The organism is Methylobacterium sp. J-078 (assembly GCF_022829285.1).
Lineage (GTDB): Bacteria > Pseudomonadota > Alphaproteobacteria > Rhizobiales > Beijerinckiaceae > Methylobacterium.
In genome coordinates this window covers 44,920-61,676 of record NZ_JAKSYI010000110.1, presented here as the reverse complement: position 1 = coordinate 61,676, position 16,757 = coordinate 44,920, and the positions used below count along the sequence as shown (strand labels likewise).

General features: G+C 71.3%; 19 protein-coding genes. 12 read left to right on the top strand and 7 right to left on the bottom strand.

Going from position 1 to position 16,757, the window contains the following annotated elements; translation table 11 throughout:
- Positions 1 to 49: 49 nt before the first annotated feature.
- A complete protein-coding gene (locus MKK58_RS18210; RefSeq protein WP_243913561.1) occupies positions 50 to 1,093 on the top strand; it encodes a threonine aldolase family protein in 1,044 nt (347 codons plus the stop codon).
- 24 nt (positions 1,094 to 1,117) lie between these two features.
- Here the strand turns inward: MKK58_RS18210 and MKK58_RS18205 are convergent, their stop codons facing one another.
- Positions 1,118 to 1,855, bottom strand: a complete 738-nt coding sequence (locus tag MKK58_RS18205; protein WP_409565269.1) for a GntR family transcriptional regulator — start codon at positions 1,853 to 1,855, stop codon at positions 1,118 to 1,120.
- A gap of 182 nt (positions 1,856 to 2,037) precedes the next feature.
- Here MKK58_RS18205 and MKK58_RS18200 point away from each other — a divergent pair, with 182 nt between their 5' ends.
- The 5 genes from MKK58_RS18200 (at position 2,038) to MKK58_RS18180 (ending at position 7,681) form a co-directional block, all read left to right on the top strand.
- Complete coding sequence (locus MKK58_RS18200) at positions 2,038 to 3,213, top strand: pyridoxal-phosphate-dependent aminotransferase family protein (protein WP_243913559.1); 1,176 nt, start codon at positions 2,038 to 2,040, stop codon at positions 3,211 to 3,213.
- A 288-nt stretch (positions 3,214 to 3,501) separates the two neighbouring features.
- Positions 3,502 to 4,794 carry an MFS transporter gene (locus MKK58_RS18195; protein WP_243913557.1) on the top strand — a complete coding sequence of 431 codons (1,293 nt, stop codon included), beginning with the start codon at positions 3,502 to 3,504 and terminating at the stop codon, positions 4,792 to 4,794.
- Between the two features lie 319 nt (positions 4,795 to 5,113).
- Complete coding sequence (locus MKK58_RS18190) at positions 5,114 to 6,337, top strand: CaiB/BaiF CoA transferase family protein (RefSeq protein ID WP_243913555.1); 1,224 nt, start codon at positions 5,114 to 5,116, stop codon at positions 6,335 to 6,337.
- The gene (locus MKK58_RS18185) at positions 6,334 to 7,119 is read left to right on the top strand and encodes an enoyl-CoA hydratase (protein WP_243913553.1); all 786 of its coding nucleotides are present in this window, start codon (positions 6,334 to 6,336) and stop codon (positions 7,117 to 7,119) included. Before MKK58_RS18190 ends, MKK58_RS18185 begins: the two co-directional genes overlap by 4 nt.
- 34 nt (positions 7,120 to 7,153) lie before the next feature.
- Positions 7,154 to 7,681 carry a gamma carbonic anhydrase family protein gene (locus tag MKK58_RS18180; protein ID WP_243913552.1) on the top strand — a complete coding sequence of 176 codons (528 nt, stop codon included), beginning with the start codon at positions 7,154 to 7,156 and terminating at the stop codon, positions 7,679 to 7,681.
- 16 nt (positions 7,682 to 7,697) lie between these two features.
- Here MKK58_RS18180 and MKK58_RS18175 read toward each other — a convergent pair whose 3' ends face one another.
- Positions 7,698 to 8,444, bottom strand: a complete 747-nt coding sequence (locus tag MKK58_RS18175) for a glucose 1-dehydrogenase (RefSeq protein WP_243913551.1) — start codon at positions 8,442 to 8,444, stop codon at positions 7,698 to 7,700.
- A 107-nt stretch (positions 8,445 to 8,551) separates the two neighbouring features.
- On the opposite strand from MKK58_RS18175, the gene MKK58_RS18170 reads away from it, so the two are divergent.
- Together MKK58_RS18170 and MKK58_RS18165 are read left to right on the top strand one after the other, a co-directional pair.
- Positions 8,552 to 8,905 carry an ArsR/SmtB family transcription factor gene (locus MKK58_RS18170; protein ID WP_243913550.1) on the top strand — a complete coding sequence of 118 codons (354 nt, stop codon included), beginning with the start codon at positions 8,552 to 8,554 and terminating at the stop codon, positions 8,903 to 8,905.
- 25 nt (positions 8,906 to 8,930) lie between these two features.
- On the top strand, positions 8,931 to 9,980 hold the full coding sequence (locus MKK58_RS18165; protein ID WP_243913549.1) for a hypothetical protein: 1,050 nt from the start codon (positions 8,931 to 8,933) through the stop codon (positions 9,978 to 9,980).
- Here the strand turns inward: MKK58_RS18165 and arsH are convergent.
- On the bottom strand, positions 9,911 to 10,738 hold the full coding sequence (arsH, locus tag MKK58_RS18160; RefSeq protein WP_313899295.1) for an arsenical resistance protein ArsH: 828 nt from the start codon (positions 10,736 to 10,738) through the stop codon (positions 9,911 to 9,913). The two genes, MKK58_RS18165 and arsH, sit on opposite strands and share 70 nt — an antisense overlap.
- 47 nt (positions 10,739 to 10,785) lie before the next feature.
- Here arsH and MKK58_RS18155 point away from each other — a divergent pair, with 47 nt between their 5' ends.
- The 4 genes from MKK58_RS18155 (at position 10,786) to msrA (ending at position 13,763) form a co-directional block, all read left to right on the top strand.
- Positions 10,786 to 11,154, top strand: coding sequence for an ArsR/SmtB family transcription factor (locus MKK58_RS18155; protein ID WP_243913548.1), 369 nt, complete (start codon positions 10,786 to 10,788; stop codon positions 11,152 to 11,154).
- Complete coding sequence (arsC, locus tag MKK58_RS18150) at positions 11,147 to 11,605, top strand: arsenate reductase (glutaredoxin) (RefSeq protein ID WP_243913546.1); 459 nt, start codon at positions 11,147 to 11,149, stop codon at positions 11,603 to 11,605. The genes MKK58_RS18155 and arsC overlap by 8 nt, the downstream gene beginning before the upstream one ends.
- 35 nt (positions 11,606 to 11,640) lie before the next feature.
- Positions 11,641 to 12,936 carry an arsenic transporter gene (locus MKK58_RS18145; RefSeq protein ID WP_243913544.1) on the top strand — a complete coding sequence of 432 codons (1,296 nt, stop codon included), beginning with the start codon at positions 11,641 to 11,643 and terminating at the stop codon, positions 12,934 to 12,936.
- 308 nt (positions 12,937 to 13,244) lie between these two features.
- Entirely contained in the window at positions 13,245 to 13,763 is a 519-nt protein-coding gene (gene msrA / locus MKK58_RS18140) for a peptide-methionine (S)-S-oxide reductase MsrA (RefSeq protein ID WP_243913542.1), read from the top strand.
- 39 nt (positions 13,764 to 13,802) lie between these two features.
- Here msrA and MKK58_RS18135 read toward each other — a convergent pair whose 3' ends face one another.
- The 4 genes from MKK58_RS18135 to MKK58_RS18120 all read right to left on the bottom strand — a co-directional run bounded on the left by MKK58_RS18135 (position 13,803) and on the right by MKK58_RS18120 (position 16,661).
- Positions 13,803 to 14,012: a hypothetical protein gene (locus MKK58_RS18135; protein WP_243913541.1), complete on the bottom strand. Its 210-nt coding sequence runs from the start codon at positions 14,010 to 14,012 to the stop codon at positions 13,803 to 13,805.
- Between the two features lie 73 nt (positions 14,013 to 14,085).
- Complete coding sequence (gene fhuF / locus MKK58_RS18130) at positions 14,086 to 14,835, bottom strand: siderophore-iron reductase FhuF (RefSeq protein WP_243913540.1); 750 nt, start codon at positions 14,833 to 14,835, stop codon at positions 14,086 to 14,088.
- Positions 14,832 to 16,109 (bottom strand): MFS transporter, encoded by a 1,278-nt coding sequence (locus tag MKK58_RS18125; protein WP_243913539.1) that lies wholly within the window; start codon positions 16,107 to 16,109, stop codon positions 14,832 to 14,834. Before MKK58_RS18125 ends, fhuF begins: the two co-directional genes overlap by 4 nt.
- Before the next feature lie 111 nt (positions 16,110 to 16,220).
- The gene (locus MKK58_RS18120; protein WP_243913538.1) at positions 16,221 to 16,661 is read right to left on the bottom strand and encodes a hypothetical protein; all 441 of its coding nucleotides are present in this window, start codon (positions 16,659 to 16,661) and stop codon (positions 16,221 to 16,223) included.
- Between the last annotated feature and the right edge of the window lie 96 nt (positions 16,662 to 16,757).

The window sequence follows — 16,757 nt, the reverse complement described above, 5'->3', positions numbered from 1 at the left end:
CTCAGAGCTAAGATGGCGCCGATATTTTGTATACAGATGGGCCCGCACGATGATCGATCTGTTCAGCGACACCCAGACGCGGCCGACCGAGGGGATGCGGGCCGCCATGGCGCGGGCCGAAGTCGGGGATGAACAGTCGGATTCGGACCCCACGACCCTCGCGCTCTGCGCCCGGGTGGCGGACCTGCTCGGGCAGGAGGCCGGGGTTTTCATGCCCTCCGGCACGATGTGCAACCTGGTGGCGATCCTGGTCCAGACCCGGCCGGGCGACGAGATCATCGTCGACGACCAGTCCCACATCTACAACACCGAGGCCGCGGGCTCGGCCGCCATCGGGGGGGTCTCCGTCACGGCCCTGAAGACCCTGGCGGGCGTCTACACGCCGGAGGCCTTCGCGGACGCGATCCGCCCGTCCGCCCGCACGGCGCCCCGCTCGGCCCTCGTGTCGATCGAGCAGACGACGAGCTTCTCCGGCGGGTCGGTCTGGGCGCTTCCCGACATGCGGCGGATCCGCGACATCGCCCACGCGCGCGGCCTGCGGGCGCATATCGACGGCGCCCGGCTCCTCAACGCGGTGGCGGCCACCGGAATCGCCGCCAGGGACTACGCGGAGGGCTTCAACAGTGCCTGGATCGACCTCAGCAAGGGCCTCGGCTGCCCGGTCGGGGCCGTCCTGTGCGGGCGCCAGGACTTCATCACCGAGGCCTGGCGCTGGAAGTACCGCCTCGGCGGGGCCATGCGCCAATCCGGCATCCTGGCTGCGGCGGGGCTCTACGCCCTCGACCACCACATCGACCAGCTCGGCCGCGACAACGCCCACGCGGCCCTCCTGCGCGACCGGATCGCGGATGCACCCGGCCTCGCCATCCCGGCCGGCGCGGCCCAGTCCAACATCCTGTGCTTCTCGGTGGAGCCCCTCGGGGTGATGGCCTCCACGTTCGCGAAAGCCTGTCTCGATCAAGGGGTTCGGGTCCGGGCGATCGGCGCGCACCAGATCCGCGCCACCACCCATCTCGAGGTAGACGAGGCCGGCATCCTGCGGGCGGCGGAGGTTATCCGCGCCGAGGCGACGCGCCTGTCCGGACAGCACTGAGATGGGCTTGAGCATGCGGCCGGCTCAGGCGCCGGCCGCCGCACTCTCCTGCGTGGCCGCGGCGCGGCGCTTGTTGCGCAGGTGGCGAAACAGGATGTCGCTGAGTTCCGGGCCGGCCCGGCGGCGCAGGGCGTCGAGGATCTCCTCGTGCTCGCGCATGGCCTCGCCCCAGCGGTCGCGGTCCTTGTCGAGGTTGGCCGCGTAGCGCACCCGGCGCAGGCGCCCGGCGAAGTTGGCGTAGGTCGCCGCCAGCGGCGCGTTGTCGGCCGCCGCCACGATCCGGTCGTGGATGCCCTGGTTGGCCGCGAAGTAGCCATGCAGGTCGCGGCGCAGATACGACGCGTACATGGCGTGGTGCAGGCGCTCGATCTCGGCGTAGGCCTCCTCGGTGATCTTCTCGCAGGCGAGGCGGCCGGCCAGGGCCTCGAGGCCGCCCATCACGTCGAACAGCGCCACCATCTCGTCGTGGCCGAGCTGGCGAACCCGGGCCCCCCGGTTTGGCAGGAGATCGATCAGTCCCTCCGAAGCCAGCACCTTGAGGGCTTCGCGCAAGGGGGTACGGGAAATGCCGAAGCGCTCGCAGAGCAGGCGCTCCGGCACCCGGGCGCCGGGGGCAAGATTGCCCTCGACGACGTAGTCGCGCAGCTGCGCCAGCAGAGTGCCGTGCAGCGTTGCAGCGCCCGTTGCACTCGGCACTGCATCATGCGGCGCGATCGCGGCGCCGGCGTCGATCGCGGATTCCATCCCGGCATCAAGCATCATCGTTCCGCCTTTACCAGTCCGAACCCCTGGGGTCGAGGGTGATCGCGCGCAGAATAATGCTTGCATCATCCAAAAATGAATGCAAATTTTTGGTCGCCCAACCCGATCACGCATCGTATCGCCGACGATCGCGGCGTCGCCCGGCGGCGATGCATCCCATTCCGAATGCCCGCGAGGCCACGATGACGACACGCACCGGACGCCACTTCCTGCACATTCCGGGGCCGAGCCCGGTGCCCGAGCGCGTGCTGCGCGCCATGGACATGCCGGTGATCGACCATCGCGGCGCCGACTTCGCCAAGCTCGGACGGGCAGTGCTGGAGGGCGCGCAGACGGTGTTCCAGACCAAGGCGCCGGTGATCCTCTATCCGGGCTCCGGCACGGGGGCCTGGGAGGCCGCCATCGTCAACACGCTCTCGGCCGGCGACCGAGTGCTGATGTTCGAGACCGGCCACTTCGCCACCCTGTGGCGGAGCATGGCGGCGCGCTGGGGGATCGAGGTCGAGTTCGTGCCGGGCGACTGGCGCCGGGGCGTCGACCCGGCCCGGGTCGAGGCGATCCTCGCCGAGGACCGCACCAAGTCGATCAAGGCCGTGATGGTGGTGCACAACGAGACCTCGACGGGGGCCACGAGCCGGATCGCGGAGATCCGCCGGGCCATCGACCGGGCCAACCACCCTGCCCTGTTCCTCGTCGACACCATATCGGGCCTCGGCTCGGCCGAGTACGCCCACGACGACTGGGGCGTCGACGTCTCGGTGAGCTGCTCGCAGAAGGGCCTGATGCTGCCCCCCGGCCTCGGCCTCGTCGCGCTCTCGGACAAGGCGCTCGCCGCCACGAAGACCGCGACCCTGCCGCGCTCCTACTGGGACTGGCAGGACATGCTCAAGCCGAACGCCGCCGGTTACTTCCCCTATACGCCGGCGACCAACCTGCTCTACGGCCTGCGCGAGGCCATCGCCATGCTGCTTGAGGAGGGTCTGCCGCAGGTCTTCGCCCGCCACCAGCGCCTGGCCGCCGCCACCCGCGCCGCCGTCGAGGCCTGGGGCCTCGAAGTGCTCTGCCAGGAGGCGTCCGAGTACTCGCCCGTGCTCACCGCCGTGGTGATGCCGGAGGGCCACGACGCCGACGCCCTGCGCAATCTCATCCTGGACAAGTACGACCTGTCGCTGGGTACCGGCCTCGCCAAGGTCGCCGGCAAGGTCTTCCGCATCGGCCATCTCGGCGAGACCAACGACCTCACGCTGATGGCCGCCCTGTCGGGCGTCGAGATGGGCCTGAAGGCCGGCGGCGTGCCGCATGCCCGCGGCGGCGTTCTGGCAGCCATGGACGCCCTGCGGTCCGGGCTGGACGATTGAGGAGCCACCTCCGGCGGACCCGACAGATCGGGGTCTGACAGACGGTCATTCCGGGGCGCCGAAGGCGAGCCCGAAATGCAGATCCGCCGACGGTGCCGGACGCGATGAGACCTGCGGTTCTGGATCCCGGGCTCCGCTGCGCGGCCCCAGGATGACGGAGTGCCGAAGGCGACCCCCTCGGAGAGACGAAGACCCGACGCCCTCATCACACCACCCCCACGCACCCCCATAAAACAGCCCGGCGATCAGATCGGGCGGGGGGCAAGCGTTCAACCGGAGGAAACCCCGATGACGCCAGCCAAGAGACGCGTGTCCGCGTCGAACATGGTCCTGTTCCTGCTCTGCTTGATGTACTTCGTCACCTATCTCGACCGGGTGAACATCGCGACGGCGGGCGGCGAGATCATGAAAGATCTCGGGATGACGAACACGCAGTTCGGTCTGATCCTGTCCGCCTTCGCCTATCCCTACGCGATCTTCCAGGTCATCGGCGGTTCGGTGGGCGACAAGTTCGGGGCGCGCCGCACCCTCCTCGTCTGCGGCCTGATCTGGGCCTCGGCCACGATCCTCACCGGGTTCGTGGGCGGGCTCGTCAGCCTGTTCCTCGCCCGCGTGCTGCTGGGCTTCGGCGAGGGCGCGACCTTCCCCACCGCCACCCGGGCCATGCAGAACTGGACGGCGCCGGGCAAGCGCGGCTTCGCGCAGGGCATCACCCACGCCTTCGCGCGTTTCGGTAACGCGGTGGCCCCGCCGATCGTCGCCTTCCTGATCTACCAGGTCGGCTGGCGCCTCGGCTTCGTCATCCTGGGCGTGGCGAGCTTCGCCTGGGTCGTGGTCTGGTACGCTTATTTTCGCGACGACCCGAAAGATCACCCGGCGATCACCCCGGAGGAACTCGCGGTGCTGCCGACGGCGAGCAAGGTCGGCGCCAAGCAGAGCGTGCCCTGGGGCCGCCTGACCCGGCGGATGCTGCCGGTGACGCTGACCTATTTCTGCTACGGCTGGACCCTGTGGCTGTTCCTCGGCTGGCTGCCGAGCTTCTTCAAGCTCAATTACGGTCTCGATCTGAAGAACTCGGCCCTGTTCGCCTCGGGCGTGTTCTTCGCCGGCGTCGTCGGCGATACGCTCGGCGGCGTGTTCAGCGACCGCATCCTCAAGAAGACCGGCGACCTCAAGCTCGCCCGGCTCAGCGTCATCGTGGTCGGCTTCCTCGGGGCGGCGGCGAGCCTCACGGGGGTGTTCTTCACCCGCGACCTCACCCTGGTGGCGCTGCTGCTCAGCTCAGGGTTCTTCTTCGCCGAACTGGTGATCGGCCCGATCTGGTCGGTGCCCATGGACATCGCGCCGAAATACTCTGGCACCGCTTCGGGCCTGATGAACACCGGCTCGGCGGTGGCGGCGATCATCTCGCCGATCGTCTTCGGCATGATCGTCGATGCCACGGGCTCGTGGACCCTGCCCTTCGTCGGCTCCATCGGCCTCTGCCTGCTCGGCGCCGGCCTCGCCTTCACCATGCACCCCGAGCGGCCCTTCGTGGAGGAGCCGGAGGTGCCGCTCGGCCGGGCCGTACCGGCGGAGTGAACCGCGCCTGACGGCGCCGGTTTCGCGCCGAGACCAAAGCGCATCCCCCTCTCCCCGCGCGCGGGGAGAGGGTCACAGGCACCCCGTCGTGCCTGTGACGAGCGGAGCGAGGGTGAGGGGGCGCCTCCGGACGAGCCTCTTCCGACGAAGCCCCCTCACCCTCGGCTGCCGCCTTGCCGCGTCGACGACAGGGTCGTCGCGGCCCTCTCCCCGCAAGCGGGGCGAGGGGTTGCGCACGAGGCGTGGCGGGACACCTCAACCCATCGACGCGACCAGCCTACCCGTTCGACGGCACAGCAACACACAGGACCTGAGCACGATGGACGAACCCGTGCACGACACATCCCGTCCCCTCCCCCTCTCGGGCCTGCGCGTCCTCGACGTCACGCAGGTGATGGCGGGGCCGGTCTGCAGCATGCTGCTGGCCGATCTCGGGGCGGACGTGATCAAGATCGAACCGCCCGGCACCGGTGACCAGACCCGGGGCGCCATGGGGTTCAAGATGAAGGGGCCCGACAGCATGGGCTTCCTCAACATGAACCGGAACAAGCGCAGCCTCGCCCTGAATTTGAAGAGCCCGGCCGGGCGCGACCTCCTCCTCGACATGGCCGAGACCGCCGACATCGTTGTCGAGAACTACCGCCCCGGCGTGATGGCGCGCCTCGGCCTCGGCTACGAGGCGATGCGGGCACGCAATCCGGGCTTGATCTACGCCAGCATCTCGGGCTTCGGCCAGACCGGCCCCTGGGCCAAGCGCCCGGGCTACGACCTCATGGCGCAGGCCATGTCCGGCGTAATGAGCGTCACCGGCCATCCCGGCGGGCCGCCGGTGAAGGCCGGCGTGCCCGTCGCCGATATCGGCTGCGCGCTGTTCGCGGTCTACGGCATCCTCAGCGCCTATATCGGCCGGCAGACCAGCGGCGCGGGCCAGTACATCGACGCCTCGCTGTTCGATTCGGCGCTCGCCTTCTCGATCTGGGACACGTGCGAGTACTGGGGCACCGGCCAGGTTCCGGAGCCGCTGGGGACCGCCAACCGGATGAGCGCACCCTACCAGGCCGTGCGAGCGGCGGACGGCTACTTCGTGATGGGGGCGACGAACGCGAAGCTCTGGCGCCTGCTCTGCGACGTGCTCGGCCGCGAGGACCTGTTTTCGGACCCGCGCTTCCGCGACATCGCCGGGCGCCTTCGCCACCGCGAGGCCCTGATCGCGGAGCTGGAGACGAGCTTTGCCGCCAAGGATGCGGAGACCTGGGTCACGGAACTCCTCGCCGCCGGCATTCCGGCCGGACGCATGAACACCTACCCGGAGGCCTTCGAGAGCCCGCATGGCCGCCACCGCGAGATGCGCATCGAGGTGCCCCACCCCATCGAGGGCAGCGTGCCGAACATCGGCTTTCCGGTGAAGCTCTCGGGCACGCCCGCCCGGGTGCGCCGGCACGCGCCCCTGCTCGGCGAGCACGCCGACGAGATCCTGAGCGAACTCGGCCTCTCGGACGAGGCCGTGGAGCGCCTGCGCGCGGAGGGGGCCTTCGCCGCATGAGCGCCCCGATCGACGACGGCGCCGTCCGCTACCGCGTCGCGGGCGGCGTCGCCCACCTGACCTTCGACCGCCCGGCCGCCCGCAACGCGCTCACCTTTGCGATGTACGACGCCCTGGCGGACGCGCTGGTGCGGATCGAGGCCGACCCCGCCGTGCGGGTGGCGGTGCTGCGGGGCGCCGGCGGCAAGGCCTTCGTGGCCGGCACCGACATCGAGCAGTTCGTCGGCTTCACGGGGGCGGACGGCGTCGCCTACGAGGCTCGGATCGAGGGCTACGTCGCCGGACTGGAGCGCTGCCGGGTGCCGACCGTGGCGGTCATCGAGGGCTGGGCGGTGGGGGGCGGCCTCGCCATCGCCAATGCGTGCGACCTGCGCATCGCCGAGGCCGGAGCCCGCTTCGGCGTGCCCATCGCGCGCACCCTCGGCAACTGCCTCTCGCCGGCCAACCTGCGCCGGCTGACCGCGACCCTGGGCCAGGGCCTCGTCACCCGGATGATGCTGCTGGCCGAGATGCCCACCGCCGAGACCCTGGCGCCGCTGGGCTACCTCGCCGCCGTGGTGGAGACGGGGCGCCTCGACGCCGAGGTGGCGGCGGTCTGCGAGCGCCTGCTCGGCCACGCCCCCGTGACCATGCGGGTGACCCGCGCGATGCTGCGCCGCCTGGAGCGCGATTCCGCCGCCGAGGCGACGGACCTCATCGCGGAATGCTATGGCAGCGACGACTTCGCCGAGGGGGTGGCGGCCTTCCTCGCCAAGCGCCCCGCCGCCTGGACCGGCACCTGAGGCCGCCCGGCCCCCGACCCCGCAAGGACGCGCCATGACCCTCTACGCCCTCGGGGCCCACGAACCGCAGATCGCCGACGCCGCCCGCCTCTGGATCGCCCCCGGCGCGCACGTGATCGGGCAGGTCCATCTCGGCCTCGACGTGTCGGTCTGGTTCGGGGCCGTGATCCGGGGAGACAACGACACCATCCGGATCGGCGTGCGTACCAACGTCCAGGACGGGGCCGTGCTGCACGCCGACCCCGGCTTTCCCCTGGAAATCGGCGCGGACGTCACGATCGGCCACCGCGCTATCGTGCACGGCTGCACCATCGGGGACGGGACCCTGGTGGGCATGGGCGCCACCATCCTCAACGGCGCCCGCATCGGCCGCAACTGCCTGATCGGCGCCAACGCCCTGGTGACGGAGGGCAAGGCGTTTCCCGACAACAGCCTGATCGTGGGCGCACCCGCCCGGGTGGCCCGCACCCTTGACCCGGAGGCCGCCGCCAGGCTCGCCCGCACGGCCGAGAGCTACGTCGGCAACGGCCGCCGCTTCGCCGCCGACCTCCGGGCGCTCTGACGCCGGCGCCGCGCCTTCAGCGGATGCCGCCGCTGGCGGTGATGTTCTCGCCCGTCAGCCAGCGGGCCTCGTCGGAGGCGAGGAAGGCGACGACCTCGGCGATGTCGTCGGGCCGGCCGGCGCGGCCGAGGGGCGTCTGCGCGACGAGCCCGGTCTCCATCTCGGAACCGACGATGCCGGCGGTGTGGGTGCCCTCCGTCACCACGTAGCCGGGGCTGACCACGTTCACCCGGATGCGGCGCGGCGCCAATTCGTTGGCGAGAACGCCCGAGATCGCGTTCAGGGCGCCCTTGGTGCCCGCGTAGACCGCGGCGGTCGGCGTGTGGACGTGCGTGATGGCCGAGGAGATGTTGACGATGCTGCCGCCCTCCCCGAGGTGCCGGGCCGCCGCCCGGCTCGCCTGAAGGACGCCGAGAACGTTGACGTCGAAGAGCCGGCGGTAATGCGCCTCCGTGATCTCCTCGAGGGCGGCGAATTCGTAGACGCCCGAGTTGTTGACGAGGACGTCGAGGCGCCCGAACTGCGCGACGGCCGCCGCGATCAGCGCCTGCGCCTGCTCCGCGTCGGTGACGTCGGCCTGGACCGCGACGGCCCGGCCGCCTTCGGTCGTGATGACCTCGACCACGGCGTCCGCCCCGGCCCGGCTCTGCACATAGTTGACCACCACCGCGGCGCCCTCCCGCGCCAGCGCCCTGGCGATGCCGGCCCCGATGCCCTTCGAGGCGCCCGTGACGACGGCGACTTTGCCCTGAAGCTTCGACATGTGTGCTAAACTCCGCTGCGGGACGGCCCCGGGGTGGTCGCCTTAGTCCCATAGTTCGGTAATTCAGAACTATGGGCGTACGGATCAAGACCCCATGTGACGAAAAGATGAGGCCCCTGTTCCATCCCGCGATCGAGGACGTCCGGCCGGAGGCGATCCTGCACGCCCTTTCGGACCCGAACCGCGCCGCGATCTTCGCCAGCATCATGCGCGCGGGCTACGTCGAGGCCTGCTCGGCGGTCGCCGCCCTGGGGGACCGGGTGATCCCGCGTTCGTCCCTGTCGAACCACTTCAAGGTGCTGCGCGAGGCCGGCTTGATCCGCAGCGAGCGCCACGGCGTCGAGATGCGCAACCATGCGCGCTGGGAGGAGGTGGAAGCCCGCTTCCCGGGTTTGCTGGCGGGGATCATCCGGGCCTACGCCGCGCAGGCCGAGGCAGCGGGGCGCGAAGCGGGCACGTAGGGCCGCGACGCCGGCCTGCGGCTCCGTGGCCACCCCGGGCGACGCATCCGAATCCGGGGGTGCCGCGTTCGGTGACGGATCGGCCCCGTGCGGGCGCAGCGACGTGCGGGATGCGGTGGACGGAACGGCGCGCGACCTTCGACGGGAATCCTCCGGCCCCCCGGAGCGCGGCGGCATCGTCATCGGCATCCACGGCCTGGCCAACAAGCCGCCGGCGGACGAGAAGACGCGCTGGTGGAAGGCGGCCATCGCCGAGGGCATGGCCCGCAACGCCGGCCTCGCCGATCCGGCGTTCCGCTTCGATTTCGTCTATTGGGCCGACCTGCGCTACGACGCGCCCCTCTCGGAGGACGGCAACCGCGAGCCCTACCGCCCCGAGGCCGGCACGGGCCCGCTCCCCGAGGGCGAGACGGCACCGAGCCTGACCGCCAACGACGTGCTCGCCCCCGTCTATGCGGGAATCGACACCCTCGAGGAGGCGACCGGAGTCACCCTCGTGGACGACGCCATCCTGGAATACCGCTTCGACGACCTCTGGCACTACCATGCCGAGCAGGACTTCGCCCGCCGGGTCCGCGCCCGCCTGGCCGAGCGCCTGCGCGCGTTCCGGGACCGCCGCATCCTGCTCGTCGCGCATTCCATGGGCGCGGTCATCGCCTACGACGTGCTGCGCCTGCTGGAGCGGGAGGAGCCCGGCCTGCGGATCGACCACCTCGTCACGGCCGCGGCCCCCCTGGGGCTCGCCAAGGTGAAGCTCAAGTTCGAGGCCGAGCACGGCGTCCTGCGCGTGCCGGACAACGTCTCGGCCTGGACGAACCTCGCGGACGGCGAGGACGTGGTGGCGATCATGGGGGAACTCGGCGCGGACTACGCGGCGAGCGCCGCCGGGATCGCCCTCGCGGACCGGCGGGTCGCGAACGTCTACCGCCGCCCGGACGGAGAGCCGAACCACCACAAGTCCTACGGATACCTGCGAACGCCCGAATTCTCGCGCATCGCGGCGGCCTACGCGCTCCCCGAACCGGACCCCGGCGCGGCCGCCGAATCCGCGACGGCGGCGAAGGTCGACGCCTGAACCCCCGACCCGTCGCTGCGGGTGAAGCCGATCTCGGCCGCCACAGCCTTCAGCCGCTCGGGTTCGCGCTCCTTGCGCTCACTGTAGCGGTCGACCAGCCGGTCGGCCCGCTCCCGGGTCAGCAGGGTGAAACGCATCAGCTCCTCGCACACGTCTACCACCCGGTCGTAGAGCGGCCCCGGCCGCATCCGTCCGTCCGCGTCGAACTCCTGGTAGGCCATCGGCACCGAGGACTGGTTCGGGATGGTGATCATCCGCATCCATCGGCCGAGCACCCGCAGAGCGTTGACGGCGTTGAAGCTCTGCGAGCCGCCGGAGACCTGCATCACCGCGAGGGTGCGCCCCTGGGTCGGGCGCACGCTGCCCTCGCTCAAGGGCAGCCAGTCGATCTGGGCCTTCATCACCCCCGTGAGGGTGCCGTGGCGCTCGGGTGAGACCCAGACCTGACCCTCCGACCAGAGCGAGAGCTGCCGCAACGCCTGCACCTTCGGGTGCTCGGCGGGCGCGTCGTCGGGCAGGGGCAGGCCGTCGGCGTCGAAGATCCGCACCTCGCCGCCCATCGCGGTGAGGAGCCGCGCGGCCTCGTGGGCGAGGAACCGGCTGAACGAGCGCGGGCGCAGGGAACCGTACAGGATGAGGAAACGCGGCGGGTGCGCGAACCCCTCGTCGAGGCCGAGATCCCGGCTCGTCGGCACCACGAAATGCGCCGGGCTCAGGTTCGGCAATCCGTCGGTGAAGGGCGGGGGCGGCTTGTCCACGGCGTCGAACTCCGGTACATTTCAACAAGAGTTGAGATATTGCATCGATGATCGACGAACGGCAAGCCGTCGCGGCCTTCGCGGCCCTGGGCCAGGAGCACCGCCTGCGCATCGTGCGCGCCCTGGTCACCGCCGGGCCGGAGGGCCTGTCGGCCGGCGTGCTGGCGGGGTCGGTGGGCGTGTCCGGCACCAACCTGTCGTTCCACGCCAAGGAGCTCGCCCATGCCGGGCTGATCCAGTCCCGGCGGGACGGGCGCTCGATCCGCTACAGCGCGGCCTACCCGGCCCTGTCGGGCCTCATCGAATTCCTGATGCGCGATTGCTGCCAGGGGCGGCCGGAGGTCTGTGCCCCGGCAGTCGAGGCCCTGACGGCCTGCTGTTCCCCCGCCGGAGCCGGAGACCGAAGCCATGACTGAACCGTCCCCGATCGCCCCCGCGGCGTTCGACGTCGTGATCTACCACAATCCGGCCTGCGGCACGTCCCGCAACACCCTGGCGATGATCCGGAACGCCGGCCTCGAGCCGCACGTGATCGAGTACCTGAAGACCCCGCCCGCGCGGGCGCTGCTGGTGTCCCTGCTCGACCGCGCCGGCCTCACGGTCCGCGACGTGTTGCGCGAGAAGGGCACGCCCTACGCGGAGTTAAACCTCGGCGATCCGTCGCTGACGGATGCCGACCGGCTCGACGCGATCGCCGCCCACCCGATCCTGCTCAACCGGCCGCTGGTGGTCACGCCCAGGGGCGTGCGCCTGTGCCGCCCGTCCGAGGCCGTGCTGGATCTGCTGCCGCCCCAGCGGGGCGCCTTCGCCAGGCAAGACGGTGAGCCTGTCGTGGACGCGCACGGGCACCGCGTCACCGGCCCCTGAGCCTCCCCCGCCCCCGAGAAGACGAAACCCGCCCGATGCTCGCCCTCGCCATCTTTCTCGTCACCCTCCTGTTCGTCATCTGGCAGCCGAGGGGGCTCGGGATCGGGTGGAGCGCGCTGGCTGGAGCCGGTGTGGCGCTGGCCACGGGGGTGATCCAGCCCGCCGACGTGCCCGTGGTCTGGCACATCGTCTGGGACGCCACCCTCACCTTCGTGGCGCTGATCCTGATCTCGCTGCTCCTCGACGAGGCCGGGTTCTTCCAATGGGCGGCCCTGCACGTGGCCCGCTGGGGCGGCGGGCGCGGCCGCCGGCTGTTTCCGCTGGTGATCCTGCTCGGGGCGGCGATCGCGGCCCTGTTCGCCAATGACGGGGCGGCCCTGCTGCTGACACCGATTGTCCTGGCGATCCTGCTGCGGCTGGAGTTCCGGCCCGAGGCCGCGATGGCCTTCATCGTCGCCTGTGGCTTCGTGGCGGATTCGGGTTCCCTGCCGCTCGTGATCTCCAACCTCGTCAACATCGTCTCGGCCAACCTCTTCGGGTTGAGCTTCGCGCGCTACGCCGCCGTGATGGGGCCGGTGAACCTCGCCTCCCTGGCCGCTACCCTCGTGGTGCTGTGGCTGTTCTACCGGCGCGACCTGCCGGCGACCTATGCGGTGCAGACCCTGGAGGAGCCCCGCGCGGCGATCCGCGACGGGGCCGTGTTCCGGGCGGCGTTCCCGCTGCTGGGGGCCCTGCTGGCGGCCTACGTGCTCACCGCGCCCCTCGGGGTGCCGGTCTCGGTCGTCACGGGCGCGGGCGCGGCCCTCCTTCTTGGCCTCGCCCTGCGGGGGCGGGTCATCCCGGTCCGCCGTGTGCTGGCCGGGGCGCCCTGGCAGATCGTGCTGTTCAGCCTCGGCATGTACCTCGTGGTCTACGGCCTGCGGAACGCCGGCCTGACCGATTGGCTCGCCGGGGGGCTTGTCCGGCTCAGCCAGTTCGGGCCCTGGACCGCCACCCTCGGCACGGGCTTTGCCGCCGCGCTCCTGTCCTCGGTGATGAACAACATGCCGAGCGTGCTGATCGGCGCCCTGGCGATCCAGCAGGCCCCGGACCTGCCGGCGCAGACCCGCGAACTCATGATCTACGCCAACGTGATCGGCTGCGACCTCGGCCCGAAATTCACGCCGATCGGCAGCCTCGCCACCCTGCTCTGGCTGCACGTGCTGGCGGCCAAGGGCCAGCGCATCACCTTGAGCCGTTACATGCGGGTCGGCCTCGTCCTCACCCCGCCGGTGCTCCTGGCGAGCCTGCTGGCCCTCGCCGCCTGGCTGCCGCGTCTCGGTCCGGGCTGAGACGATGACCGGGTAATGGCTTCGGTCTACTTGCACGCAACGCGCGCCCTCTCCTGAAAGGAGAGGGTTGGGGTGAGGTGTAGTCCGTCTCCGGAGAGGTCACACACCTCACCCTGTCCCTCTCCCGAAGGAGAGGGAACCCGCGCCAGAACCCGAACGATTCAACCGGCACCAGTATGAGACCGGCGAAATCCGCGCGCCATCGCGGCGCAGGCGGTGGGAGGACGGCTCGGCGATGCCTATCTGAGGCGGACAGATCGGACGGGCTCGACCCGCGCGCCGGGTTTGCCCAAAGGAGACCGAAGACCATGAGCAACGAGAAGGCGATCCTCGCGGGCGGCTGCTTCTGGGGCATGCAGGACCTGATCCGGCGCCAGCCGGGCGTGGTCGCAACCCGCGTCGGCTATACCGGCGGCGACGTGCCCAACGCCACCTACCGGAACCACGGCACTCACGCGGAAGGTATCGAGATCCTGTTCGACCCGGCGCAGACGAGCTACCGGCGCATCCTGGAGTTCTTCTTCCAGATCCACGACCCGACCACGCCGAACCGCCAGGGCAACGACCGGGGCCTGAGCTACCGCTCGGCGATCTACTACACCAACGAGACCCAGCGCCGGGTCGCCGAGGACACCATCGCGGACGTGAACGCCTCCGGCCTCTGGCCCGGCAAGGTGGTCACCGAGGTGGCGCCGGAGGGTCCGTTCTGGGAGGCCGAGCCCGAACACCAGGACTACCTAGAGCGGCGCCCGGACGGATACACCTGCCACTACGTGCGTCCGAACTGGACCCTGCCGGTGCGCGAGGCCGCCCGCCAGGAGGCGTGAGCGCGGGCGAACCGCTCCGCGCTCGCCCGGCGGGGGTCCCTACCGCAGGGTAGCGGATTCCCCCGCCGCAAGGGGGCGGTCCTCGCCGTCGGGGCCGCCCTGGGAGACGTGGGCGTTGAGGCGCTCGAGATGGGCGAAGACGTGCTCGAAGGCCCGGATCGTGGCCTGTTCGAAGGCGTCGCCGCCCTGCCCGGCCGCCGCCTTGAGCGCGGCCATGAGGTCGCGGTGAGTGTCCGTATCGCTCGACATGGGGGATCCTCCGAGCCGGCCGATCGGCCGCCTTACCGGACCAAGTTCCGGCATCCGGCCTGGTTCCGGCGCCTCAGCCCGCGCCGGCGCCGCATTCGCGCGGGCAGAGGGCCCCGCAGGACGGCACGCCCGGCAGGCCGGACCGCAGGCAGCAGACCCGGCGCCGGCGGCAGCCCCCCGCCCCCGGGCAGAGTGCCCGGGCCAAGGGCATCACGCCCGGCCCGCACGGCGGCGCGCCACGGCCCAGACAAGCGGCGATCTCGGCGCAGGCCGGGGCGTCCCGGCCGAGTTCCATCCCAAGTTTCCCTGCTCCGAGTTCCCCCGCCACGTGGTCGAGGATCACGGCGGCGTTCCCCCACAGCACCCGGGGGGCGAGCCCGCACTGGCCGTGGCACAGGGCCACGAAGGGGGCGAGGTGCGCCGCGACGAGGCCGCCGAGGCCGGGGGCGACGCCACAGGGCGCCTGCGCCGCGTCGGCCGCAACGAGCAGGCGGGCGGGCCGGCCGGCATCGTCGAGTTCCAGGCTGGTGGTCTCGAAGGCGAGCGGCAGGGCGCGGCCGAGGCACACCAGGGCGGTCAGCGCCGGGGTCGCCAGCGCGGCGAAGTAGAACTGGCTCCAGTACGAGACGAGGATGCGGCGGTCGACCACCCCGAAGCCGGCGCCGAAGGCCGCGAGGGTGGCGTCGAACGCGGCCGGGTCCCGCAGGGCGGTCAGGGACCGCGCCCCGGGTCCGCCGGGGCCGACCGCGACGCTGCCCCGGTAGGCGCCGAGGGAGTCCGGCACCCGGGCGGCGACCTCGGCGATCATGACGTCGGGCATCATGGCGCCGCCCCCGATTCCGGCCTCGTGCGGGCGATCGTGACCGCGAGCCAAGCGACCGCGAGGGCGTAGACCGGCAGGGCGGCGGCGAAGTAGCCCGGCCAGCCGAGGCCGCCCGCGATGGCCGGTGCGGCGACCCGCAGGGGCATCGCGGCGAAGAAGGCCGCCCCGAACAGCAGGGCGTAGTCCGTGGCCGGGCGCGGCCCCTGGGCCCAGGTGTAGATCATCCGGAAGACCGGCACCCCGAGAATGCCTCCGCAGAGGAAGTTCAGGACGGTGGCGGCGACGGCGAGCCAGGCCGCCTCGGCGGCACAGGCCGCCGCCATCAGGCCACCCGTGGCGAGCACGCCGAGGCCGCCCGCCGCGATCAGCCGGAGGGTGCCGAAGCGCGCGGCGAGGCCGCCCGCCACCAGGGCCATGACGAGGTTCACGGCCGGCAGCACGGTACCGGTGAGGAAGCCGACCTGCGGCAGGCTCACCCCGAGGTCGAGGAGCGCCAGGGTGTTGGGACCGGAAATGAGATAGGCCGCGGCGAAGTAGGCCCCGAGCGCCAGGATGCGGGGCACGAGGGTGCGCAGGCGGGACAGGGCCCCGGAGAGGCGCTCCGGCGCCCGGTCGCGCGCGCTCGAACCCCGCAGGCGCGCCTCCGGGTAGCGCAGGATCGGCAGGAGGCAGGCGAGGTCGAGTGCCGCGCAGGCCAGGACGGCGTTGCGCCAGCCCAAGATCTCGTAGGCGCCGACCAGAACCCCCACGCCGAGGATGCCCCCCAGGGAGGCACCACAGAGCTTGGCCGAGGCCATGAAGGCGCGCCGCTCCGCCAACACGGTCTCGACCACCAGGGCCTCCAGGGCGATGTCCATGGTGGCGCTGCCCGCGCAGGCCGCGATGGCGATTCCGAGCAGCGCCGCCAGGGGCCAATGCGCGCCCAGCGACAGCAGGCAGAGCAGCCCGATGGTCACGGCCTGCGCGGCCGCGATCCAGCCCGTCCGATGCGGCAGGACCGGCAAGCGAACGCGGTCGAGGGCGAGCGCCCACAGGAAGGTGAGGCCGACCGGCAGGTTGATGAGCTGCAGCAGGCCGACTTCCGTCAGATCCAACCCCTGCGCCCGCAGGATCAGCGGCACGGCGCCGGACAGGAAGCCGAGGGTGGCACCGAACGAGACGTAGAGGCAGAAGAACGGCACCAGGGGCCGGATCTCCGCCAGGGCGGCGCCGGCCCGCGTGGTCGCGGACGGGCCGGAACGGATTCGCGTGTGCGTGACTGGGCCCGGTCGCATCGGCGGCGACCATGGCGAAGGTCTATTCGCAGATCAACGATTCAATACTTTAACTGGACCGGTTAAAAACTGGCCCTCGACCGATCGGATGCCTGCCGACGCGGAGTCGCCTCATGGCCTTTGCGCTTCCTCGGCGAAGATGGTGATCGCCGAGCCGAGGTTCAGGGCCGGTTCGCGCGGCGTATTGACGAAGCGCAGTTGCACCAGGGTCTCGCCCATGATCGCCTTGAAGTGCGGCGTCAGGTCGAAGGGCAGGCAGCGGTCGAGGGCCGCGTAGGCGGAGGCCTCGTAGGCCCGGCGCGCGGCCTCGTCGCCCTTGAGGATCCGCGCCATGATGCGCGGCGGACCACGCAGGCCCCCGTTCGGCGCCAGCAGGAACCGGAACGCCATGACGGAGCCTTCGGTCCCGGCCGGAACGGTCCAGCACCCGACCAGGGCGGACCGCATCTGTGCCCAGGAATCGATCGGGGTCCGGGAGTCGGTCGCTTCCGCCGCACGGGCCGGTCCGCAGATCAGGAGGATGAGCCCCGCAATGGCCGAGATTCCGCGCATCGCGTCGCCCCCGTTGCTACGAGGCCGGAGCCTGTCCGCTTGCGTGGCCCGGTGCAAGCGGCCGGGGTGGGCGCAAGCCCGCGGGCGACGAAATCC

Excerpts from the sequence above, each read along its gene's own strand:
- MKK58_RS18210 (WP_243913561.1), top strand. The coding sequence starts at position 50 with ATGATCGATCTGTTCAGCGACACCCAGACGCGGCCGACCGAGGGGATG.
- MKK58_RS18205 (WP_409565269.1), bottom strand. The coding sequence starts at position 1,855 with ATGATGCTTGATGCCGGGATGGAATCCGCGATCGACGCCGGCGCCGCG.
- MKK58_RS18200 (WP_243913559.1), top strand. The coding sequence starts at position 2,038 with ATGACGACACGCACCGGACGCCACTTCCTGCACATTCCGGGGCCGAGC.
- MKK58_RS18195 (WP_243913557.1), top strand. The coding sequence starts at position 3,502 with ATGACGCCAGCCAAGAGACGCGTGTCCGCGTCGAACATGGTCCTGTTC.
- MKK58_RS18190 (WP_243913555.1), top strand. The coding sequence starts at position 5,114 with ATGGACGAACCCGTGCACGACACATCCCGTCCCCTCCCCCTCTCGGGC.
- MKK58_RS18185 (WP_243913553.1), top strand. The coding sequence starts at position 6,334 with ATGAGCGCCCCGATCGACGACGGCGCCGTCCGCTACCGCGTCGCGGGC.
- MKK58_RS18180 (WP_243913552.1), top strand. The coding sequence starts at position 7,154 with ATGACCCTCTACGCCCTCGGGGCCCACGAACCGCAGATCGCCGACGCC.
- MKK58_RS18175 (WP_243913551.1), bottom strand. The coding sequence starts at position 8,444 with ATGTCGAAGCTTCAGGGCAAAGTCGCCGTCGTCACGGGCGCCTCGAAG.
- MKK58_RS18170 (WP_243913550.1), top strand. The coding sequence starts at position 8,552 with ATGAGGCCCCTGTTCCATCCCGCGATCGAGGACGTCCGGCCGGAGGCG.
- MKK58_RS18155 (WP_243913548.1), top strand. The coding sequence starts at position 10,786 with ATGATCGACGAACGGCAAGCCGTCGCGGCCTTCGCGGCCCTGGGCCAG.
- arsC (WP_243913546.1), top strand. The coding sequence starts at position 11,147 with ATGACTGAACCGTCCCCGATCGCCCCCGCGGCGTTCGACGTCGTGATC.
- MKK58_RS18145 (WP_243913544.1), top strand. The coding sequence starts at position 11,641 with ATGCTCGCCCTCGCCATCTTTCTCGTCACCCTCCTGTTCGTCATCTGG.
- msrA (WP_243913542.1), top strand. The coding sequence starts at position 13,245 with ATGAGCAACGAGAAGGCGATCCTCGCGGGCGGCTGCTTCTGGGGCATG.
- MKK58_RS18135 (WP_243913541.1), bottom strand. The coding sequence starts at position 14,012 with ATGTCGAGCGATACGGACACTCACCGCGACCTCATGGCCGCGCTCAAG.
- fhuF (WP_243913540.1), bottom strand. The coding sequence starts at position 14,835 with ATGATGCCCGACGTCATGATCGCCGAGGTCGCCGCCCGGGTGCCGGAC.
- MKK58_RS18125 (WP_243913539.1), bottom strand. The coding sequence starts at position 16,109 with ATGCGACCGGGCCCAGTCACGCACACGCGAATCCGTTCCGGCCCGTCC.
- MKK58_RS18120 (WP_243913538.1), bottom strand. The coding sequence starts at position 16,661 with ATGCGCGGAATCTCGGCCATTGCGGGGCTCATCCTCCTGATCTGCGGA.